The sequence below is a fragment of the Pseudomonas sp. Pse35 genome (assembly GCF_024519715.1).
Classification (GTDB): Bacteria; Pseudomonadota; Gammaproteobacteria; order Pseudomonadales; family Pseudomonadaceae; genus Aquipseudomonas; species Aquipseudomonas paracarnis.
Map to the genome: position 1 here is coordinate 1 of NZ_JALJRP010000062.1, position 7707 is coordinate 7707.

General features: G+C 61.3%; 8 protein-coding genes and 1 pseudogene. 5 read left to right on the top strand and 4 right to left on the bottom strand.

Annotation, left to right across the window (positions count from 1 at the left end; translation table 11 throughout):
- The first annotated feature begins 176 nt into the window (after positions 1 to 176).
- The 3 genes from OC445_RS26620 (at position 177) to OC445_RS26630 (ending at position 1166) form a co-directional block, all read left to right on the top strand.
- On the top strand, positions 177 to 722 hold the full coding sequence (locus OC445_RS26620; protein ID WP_014718415.1) for a hypothetical protein: 546 nt from the start codon (positions 177 to 179) through the stop codon (positions 720 to 722).
- Positions 723 to 807: 85 nt separating this feature from the next.
- Complete coding sequence (locus OC445_RS26625; RefSeq protein ID WP_054899058.1) at positions 808 to 1020, top strand: hypothetical protein; 213 nt, start codon at positions 808 to 810, stop codon at positions 1018 to 1020.
- A gap of 11 nt (positions 1021 to 1031) precedes the next feature.
- On the top strand, positions 1032 to 1166 hold the full coding sequence (locus OC445_RS26630) for a hypothetical protein (RefSeq protein WP_014718417.1): 135 nt from the start codon (positions 1032 to 1034) through the stop codon (positions 1164 to 1166).
- Here the strand turns inward: OC445_RS26630 and OC445_RS26635 are convergent.
- Both OC445_RS26635 and OC445_RS26640 read right to left on the bottom strand, forming a co-directional pair.
- A complete protein-coding gene (locus tag OC445_RS26635) occupies positions 1157 to 1504 on the bottom strand; it encodes a helix-turn-helix domain-containing protein (protein WP_054899059.1) in 348 nt (115 codons plus the stop codon). The genes OC445_RS26630 and OC445_RS26635 overlap by 10 nt on opposite strands.
- Before the next feature lie 55 nt (positions 1505 to 1559).
- Positions 1560 to 2906, bottom strand: coding sequence for a cation:proton antiporter (locus tag OC445_RS26640; RefSeq protein WP_181125484.1), 1347 nt, complete (start codon positions 2904 to 2906; stop codon positions 1560 to 1562).
- Positions 2907 to 3098: 192 nt separating this feature from the next.
- On the opposite strand from OC445_RS26640, the pseudogene OC445_RS26645 reads away from it, so the two are divergent.
- Positions 3099 to 4274 (top strand): annotated as a pseudogene (locus OC445_RS26645) (pyridoxal phosphate-dependent aminotransferase); the annotation flags it as partial.
- A 38-nt stretch (positions 4275 to 4312) separates the two neighbouring features.
- Here OC445_RS26645 and OC445_RS26650 read toward each other — a convergent pair.
- Positions 4313 to 4753 carry an Lrp/AsnC family transcriptional regulator gene (locus OC445_RS26650; RefSeq protein ID WP_032875274.1) on the bottom strand — a complete coding sequence of 147 codons (441 nt, stop codon included), beginning with the start codon at positions 4751 to 4753 and terminating at the stop codon, positions 4313 to 4315.
- A gap of 108 nt (positions 4754 to 4861) precedes the next feature.
- Between OC445_RS26650 and OC445_RS26655 the strand changes: the two genes are divergently transcribed.
- On the top strand, positions 4862 to 5770 hold the full coding sequence (locus OC445_RS26655) for a DMT family transporter (RefSeq protein ID WP_096144665.1): 909 nt from the start codon (positions 4862 to 4864) through the stop codon (positions 5768 to 5770).
- 76 nt (positions 5771 to 5846) lie between these two features.
- Here OC445_RS26655 and OC445_RS26660 read toward each other — a convergent pair.
- Positions 5847 to 7707, bottom strand: a 1861-nt coding sequence (locus tag OC445_RS26660) for a peptidase U32 family protein (RefSeq protein ID WP_262020448.1), incomplete at its 5' end; no start/stop codon positions are given.

Here is a 7707-nt window from a genome sequence, read left to right on the forward strand (position 1 = left end):
AGCGGCCCCAATAAAAGCGGGAGCGCTGCGCACTCCAGCGCGAGCAAGCTCGCTCGCCACAGGAGGGGGCTCACCACAATGGGGCGCGGCGTGTTTCAGATTGGTGCGCCAACCCACTTGAACTTCACCGAGCCCCGATTCTTCTAAGGAGTTTCGTCACCTTGTGGAGCACCGTCGTGTCCAGAATCATCTCACCCCACACTCCGGAAGCGGCCCTGAACGACCACAGCGAACACAACGCAAAGATTTTCGGCTCGCCCAAGGACCGCCTCGACTTTTACCGGCGCGAGATCCAGTACGAAACCAGCATCCTGGCCAACCGCACCGACGCCTACCTGACCGCGCAATCCTTCCTGGTGATTGCCTTTGTCTCCGGCATGGGCAACCTCAACCCGGAATGGGGCAAGCTGTTCACGCTGGTGGTGCCGATCTTCCTGGTCTCGCTGGGTATTCTCAGTTCGCTGAATGCCTGGCCCGGTATCCGTGCGGCGTATGAAATCATCGACCACTGGCACTACAAGCAAAGCGAATTGCTGCGCAGCGAGCCGGTGATGGGCATGGCCTACGATGAATCGCCGCTGTTTTCCGAGGTGGAGTCGAGCCACAAGGGCTATCGCAAGTCGTTGTTGTTTTCCATGCGTGCGCCGTGGTTGTTCATGGTGTTCTGGCTAGTGCTGGGCATCTATGCGTTTTATATCCAGGTGGACAATCCACTGCGCTGACCACGCGGACGGAACTTCAGCCGTGGCCGTGACGCCTTAGCTCTATGCGGTACAGATTTTTCACCGGCCTGCAGAGAGGTGCCTCATGACCCAATCTAACGATCCACAGACTAACAATCGCAACGACCCCGCCATCGACGGCGGCGAGCCGGCCCCTGGCACTGCCGCCGAAGCGCCCAAGGATCCAACGCCTGCGAGCGACCCAAAGGCCAAGGAAAACGACTACAGTCCAGACTTCAGGCCTGAGCGTGAGCACAAGCCTGAAACCGATGCCGATATCGATACCCAAGGCGGTTAGAGGAGACGCACATGTCAAAAGAACTGGACGATGAACTCAACGACCCGGGCAACGAAGACCCGGGTTCGCTGATGGACGATGCCGAGGTACCGCTGAACGACCTGGATGAAGCGGCGGACGTTGGCAACACTGAAAATCAGGACTGATCCGGCGGCGGGCCCGAGGGATTGCTGAGCTTGAAGTAGACGTCTTCCTCGGCCCCGCCGTCCAGCGACACCTCCTGGCCCACCACGCGGTTATCGATCAGCGTCTGCGCCTGATCGCGGCTGATATTGACCACTGTGCTGCGCTTGCCAGTGATCACATACACCACATCCACCCCATGCTCGGCCAAAGCTGCCAGGTAGTTGGCATGGGGCAGGTCTTCGCCCAGTTCATATTGACGTTGCTCGCGTGTGGTCACGCCGCCTGCCTGCGCCAGGTATTGCTGCGAATATCCCAGGCGTTGGCGTTCCTCAAGCAATCGTTGGGCGATGTTTTTCATTAGTTGACTCGCACTGTGGGTCCTGACTGTTTGAAACCCCGGCGCGGTGCAGGATTCAATTTTTTTGCGCAGCCTGACGCTCATACCACGCCAGCATGGGCTGGGTGCTCAACCCGTGGGCCAGGATGCTCAACGCGATGACCGACAACGTCAGGTTGACCGCCACCGTACTGCTGGTGCCCACCAGCCCGTGGTTGAGCGCATAGAACAGGTAGTAAATGCTGCCGATCCCACGAATGCCGAACCAACTGACCAGGCTGCGTTGCCGCCGGTCCAACAGGCGGCCCCAAGGCATGGCGAATACACTGGCGGGGCGAATCACACAAAACAGCAACGGTGCCACCGCCAACGCGGCCCACTCCCAGTGGCTGACCAGCACGATGCCCAAGACTGTCACCAGGAACACCTCCATGGCCCGCTCCACCAGGCTGCCGAAGGCCAGCATGTCGCCCATCATCACGCCTGCCGCGATCTGGGTGTCCTTCAACTGGCTGACGTCACCATGCAAGGCTTGCTCGGGCTCGATTTCAAGGTGGCCCACCACCGGTTGCGCCAGGTGCTCGGCGGGTGTCTGGGCGTTGCCGGTGGACTTCACCTCCGCCTGGCGCAACCCCAGGCCCGCCGCGAATACCGACAGGAAGCCATAGCCGCCCACGGCTTCGGCGGTCACATAGGCAAGGGCGATCAATGCCAGTGTCAGGTAATCATTGGGCGAGAGGGTGCTGTCGGCATTGATCAGGCGCAGGCGCAACGTCACCCGGCCGATACCTCGGCCCATCCAGTAGCCGATCAATAGCCCGACCGGCACCGCCCATACCAGGTTTTTCAGCACCCAACCGCCGACCCAGTCGCCATCGAAGCCGCCGTGTTGCATGAACAGCAGGCCGAAGATCACAAACGGGAAGGCGCTGCCATCGTTCAGCCCCGCTTCGCCTGACAGACCGAAGCGCAGCGCGTCGTAGTCCTGGGCATTGTTGACCTGAACCAGGCCCGCCAGCACCGGGTCGGTCGGCGCCAGGATCGCGCCCACCAGCAGAGACACCCCCCACGACAGATCAAGCAGGTAATGCAGCAACAGCCCGGTGCCGAGGATGGTCAACAACATGACCGGGCCGGCCAGGCCGAAGGCGATGCGCCAAGTGCGATGCTTGAGCGGCAGGCGCAACTTCAGGCCGCTGACAAACAGCGAAAACAGCACTGCCACTTCGGTCAGGTGCTCCATCCAGCGCGCCGAGCCCTTGATGTCCAGATGCAGCAGGTCCACACCCAGAGGGCCGATGGCGATACCCAGCAACAGGCACACCGCCGAGGTGGTGACCGGCATCCAGCGCAAGTATGAGGAGGTGAGGGCCAGGGTAAGCAGTACGGCGCCCAATACGGCCAACCATAGAATGAAAGTCATTGTGCGTGTTCCAGGGCCGTGGTCTATGCAACTTTGAGAACGGCGACCGGAAGGGGGTTCAATGTGATTGCCTGCCATGGGGGCAAGGCCCTATTTAGCCATTGAACGAAGGTTTGCCATGCACTAAGTTGGCCGCTTGTCGCCCGCGCATCTACGGATCTGCGTCTTTCTTCTTTCATCAGAGGCTCTGGCATGAAGTTTTCCCCCTTCGTTGAGCGAATTGCAGGGCAGGGCGTTGCCGCCTGGGACATCCACCACGCCGCGTCCGACGCCGCCAGCCAGGGCGAAGACGTCATCATCCTCAGCGTCGGCGATCCGGATTTCGCCACGCCGCCCTTTATCACTGACGCCGCCGTCAATGCCTTGCACGCGGGAGATTCTCACTACACCGAGATCGCCGGTCGCCCCGCACTGCGCGAGGCGATCGCCGCCCGTTACAGCCGAACCCTTGCCCGGCCGTTGGCCGCCGACAACGTGATCATCGTGCCCGGTGCGCAGAACGCGCTGTTCATCAGTTCGCTGTGCCTGTTGCAGGCCGGCGACGAAGTGCTGGTGCTCGACCCGATGTATGTCACCTACGAAGCCACGCTCAAGGCCAGCGGCGCCACTCTGGTGCGGGTGCCCTGCAGTGCTGAGGCCGGCTTTCGCCTGAATCCGTCCTTGCTCGCCGCCGCGATCACCCCGCGTACCCGGGCGATATTCTTTTCCAATCCGAACAACCCCACTGGCGTGGTGCTTGACCTGCAGGAGCTGCAAGCCATTGCCGACTTGGCCATCGCCCATGATCTGTGGGTGGTGGTGGATGAGGTCTACGAAAGCCTGGTGTTCGACGGTCAATACCACAGCCTCGCGGCATTCCCGGGCATGGCCCAGCGCTGCATTGTGATCGGCAGCTTGTCCAAGTCCCACGCCATGACCGGCTGGCGTATCGGCTGGCTCATCGCTCCAGTGCAAATGGTGCAGCACGCCGAAACCCTGCTGTTGAGCATGATGTACGGCTTGCCCGGCTTTGTGATGGAGGCGGCGACCGCCGCGGTGTTGGCCCACGATGAAGTCACTGAAGGTATGCGGGAGACCTACCGACGCCGACGTGACCTGGTAGTGACCGCCTTGAGCACCTGCCCAGGCATCCGGGTGCAGGCGCCGCAAGCCGGCATGTTTGTGCTGGTGGATGTGCGCGGCACGGGGCTGGGGTCGCTGGATTTTGCCTGGCGCCTGTTTCGTGAAGCGGGCGTGTCAGTGCTGGACGCGGCAGCCTTCGGCGAGCCGGCCCAGGGGTTCGTTCGACTGTCCTTTACCCTGGGCGAGGAGCGCCTGGCGCAAGCCTGTCGGCGGATTGTAGGGTTTGTGGAAAAGCTGACCAGTGAGCGCGCCGTGCACTGGGCATGAGTACCTGAACAACTTATTTAGTCAGCCAACGGCGGCAAACGCCGTTTCACCGGGGTTTTCTTGACGATAGCGGTGTTGGTTTCGGCATAGGTATTCAGCCGGTCCAGCAGAGTGTCGAGGTGTTCCATGGTGCGTACATGCAGGCGTGCGATAAAGCAGTCGTCCCCGGTAACCTTGTCGCACTCTGTGAACTCGGGGATCGCCTGGATCTGGCGCTCCACTTCCTGCAATTTGCCGGGCAGGGGGCGGATGCGCACGATGGCTTGCAGCAGGTAACCGAAGTGTTTGGGGTCGATGTCGACGGTGTAATGGGTCAGCACGCCGCGTTCTTCCAGGCGGCGCAGGCGTTCGCTGACGCTGGGTGACGACAGCCCGGTGATGCCTGCCAGAGTCTTGAGGGACAGGCGTGAGTCGTCCATCAAGGCGGCGATCAGTTGCTGGTCGATGGTGTCGATCATGGTCTGTGCCTAATAAGAAAAGGTGATTTCGGGCTTTTGCCTTTTTTAGTCGCTGTAGCCGTCGCCAACAGATTGCCATACTGGAGCCTCACTTGAGGAGCCTCAATCATGGATTCATCCATCCGTCGTGGGTCGTGGGAAATGGTCGCCGCCATGCTGATCTCGGGCAGCATTGGCTGGTTTGTGCTGGTGTCTGGCGTGTCGGTGATCGAGGTGGTGTTCTGGCGCTGCGTGATCGGTGCGCTGACGCTGGTACTGGTGTGCGCCTGGCTGGGTTACCTGCGCCTGGACCTGCTCAGTTGGGCAAAACTGGGGCTGGCCGTGCTCAGCGGCGTGGCCATTGTCGGCAACTGGTTGCTGCTGTTCGAATCCTATTCCCGTGCCTCCATCGCTATCAGCACCGCGGTGTACAACGTGCAGCCGTTTATCCTGGTGATGCTGGCGGCGGTGTTTCTCGGTGAAAAAATCACCGTGCAGAAATTGGCATGGTTGAGCGTGGCGTTCCTGGGCATGTTGGCGATTGTCACCGCCCATGGCGACCAAACGGGTGGAGGAGATTACCTGGTAGGCATCGCGCTGGCCCTGGGTGCGGCATTTTTGTATGCGGTCGCGGCGTTGATCATCAAGCGCCTCAAGGAAGTACCGCCGCATTTAATGGCATTGATCCAGGTGACGACTGGCGCGCTATTGCTGGCGCCACTGGTGCCCTGGAATGGCCTGCCAGCATCCACCACGACGTGGGCGGCCTTGGTCACCTTGGGGGTGGTGCACACAGGTTTGATGTATGTACTGCTGTATGGCGCGATCCAGAAACTGCCGACGGCCATTACCGGCGCACTGTCGTTCATCTACCCGATTGCGGCGATCTTTGTGGATTGGATTGCGTTCGGGCATCGCCTGGGGTGGCTGCAATGGCTGGGCGTGGCGGCGATTCTGTTGGCAGCGGCAGGGTTGCAGCGGGGCTGGTGGTGGCCCCGCAACCTCGGTAGGCGCGAGCTTGCTCGCGAAGAAGGTTAACGATGACGCAGCGCATCGGGTTGAAACGCGGCGTTCTCTCGTTCTTCGCGAGCAAGCTCGCTCCTACAGGTGAGGGTTAGTGCGTGCCCTGGTAGATAAGGTTTTCCGGGTTGAAATGCTCCACCGCACTGCCAGGCTGCGGCAGACCGAGGATATGCCCCTTGATCTTGCCCACCACATGCATTTCGCAGGGTTTGCAGTCGAACTTCAGGGTCAGCACTTCGTCACCGTGGATCAATTGCATGGGTGCCACCTTGGTCTTCACTCCGGTCACGCCCTTGGCCTGTTTAGGGCACAGGTTGAACGAGAAACGCAGGCAGTGCTTGGTGATCATCACCGGCACTTCGCCGGTTTCTTCGTGGGCTTCGAAGGCCGCATCGATCAGCTTCACGCCGTGACGGTGGTAGAAGTCCCGGGCCTTCTGGTTGTAGACGTTGGCCAGGAACGACAGGTGCGCCTCGGGATACACCGGCGGCGGCGAAGTTTCAGCCTTGCGCCCACCCCGCGGATGTGCGGCGACGCGTGCGGCGGTCAGTGCTTCGATCACTTCACGGCGCAACGCCTTGAGCTGCGAGTTGGGGATGAAGAACGCTTGCGGCGCATCCAGTTCGATACGGGTGGCGTGGTACTCGGTGGTGCCGAGCTGGCCGAGCAGGTCGCGCAGGGTGTCCAGCGCCTGTTCCGGTTTGTTGGCCACGCCAAACGGGCCGGGCAGGGTGACACTGGCGCTGATGCCTTCTTCGCTGGTGGCGGTGATTTGCAGCTGCTCTTCACGCAGGCGCGCGACCCATGACAAACCGATACGGCGCTCGGCCGAGGTCTTGAGCAGGGCCTGTTGCCAGTTGTGGTCCAGGTTGCGATTGAGCGGGTGATGCGGGCGCAGTTGGTGCAAGCCGGCCGGCATTTCGTTAGGCTCGACGCGGTAGCGGTAGCGCTTCTCACCGTCTTCCTCGAACTCACCCTTGGGCTCGGCGATATTGGCGCGAAAACCCACCACTTCACGCTTGATCAGCACATTGAGGCCGTCGCCGTTGGACAGTGGCTCATGGGTGACCACCTGCAAGTCGCGCTTGCCGGCTTTTTCCACGGTGCCCACGGGCAGGCCGGTAAAGGTCGGGGTGTCAAAGGCACCGATGTCGATCTTGCGGTCGCTGACAAAGTAATCGGTGCTGCCACGGTGGAAGGTTTTTTCCGGGTCGGGCAGGAAGAAGTGCGCGGTACGGCCGCTGGAAGCGCGGGCCAGGTCCGGGCGGTCTTCGAGGATCTCGTCGAGGCGCTGACGGTAGTAGGCGGTGATGTTCTTCACATAACCCATGTCCTTGTAGCGGCCTTCGATCTTGAACGAACGCACGCCCGCTTCGACCAGGGCACGCAGGTTGGCGCTCTGGTTGTTGTCTTTCATCGACAGCAGATGCTTTTCAAAGGCCACCACGCGGCCCTGGTCATCTTTCAGGGTGTAGGGCAGGCGGCAGGCCTGGGAGCAGTCGCCACGGTTGGCGCTGCGGCCATTTTGCGCGTGGGAGATATTGCACTGCCCGGAGAACGCCACGCACAGGGCGCCGTGGATAAAGAACTCGATGGCGGCATCGGTCTCGTCGGCAATGGCGCGGATCTCTTGCAGGTTCAACTCGCGGGCCAGTACCAACTGCGAGAAACCGGCCTGGTCGAGAAACCTGGCCCGGCCTAGGGTGCGGATGTCGGTCTGGGTGCTGGCGTGCAGCTCGATCGGCGGAATATCCAGCTCCATCACGCCCAGGTCTTGCACGATCAGCGCATCGACACCGGCATCGTAGAGCTGATGGATCAGCTTGCGCGCAGGTTCCAGCTCGTTGTCATGCAAGATGGTGTTGATGGTGGTGAAGACGCGGGCGTGGTAACGGCGGGCGAATTCCACCAGTTGAGCGATATCGCTCACCTCGTTACACGCATTATGGCGG

What these genes read in the sequence shown, in the direction of transcription:
- OC445_RS26625 (WP_054899058.1), top strand. Translation starts at nt 808, where the DNA reads ATGACCCAATCTAACGATCCACAGACTAACAATCGCAACGACCCCGCC.
- OC445_RS26630 (WP_014718417.1), top strand. Translation starts at nt 1,032, where the DNA reads ATGTCAAAAGAACTGGACGATGAACTCAACGACCCGGGCAACGAAGAC.
- OC445_RS26635 (WP_054899059.1), bottom strand. Translation starts at nt 1,504, where the DNA reads ATGAAAAACATCGCCCAACGATTGCTTGAGGAACGCCAACGCCTGGGA.
- OC445_RS26640 (WP_181125484.1), bottom strand. Translation starts at nt 2,906, where the DNA reads ATGACTTTCATTCTATGGTTGGCCGTATTGGGCGCCGTACTGCTTACC.
- OC445_RS26650 (WP_032875274.1), bottom strand. Translation starts at nt 4,753, where the DNA reads ATGATCGACACCATCGACCAGCAACTGATCGCCGCCTTGATGGACGAC.
- OC445_RS26655 (WP_096144665.1), top strand. Translation starts at nt 4,862, where the DNA reads ATGGATTCATCCATCCGTCGTGGGTCGTGGGAAATGGTCGCCGCCATG.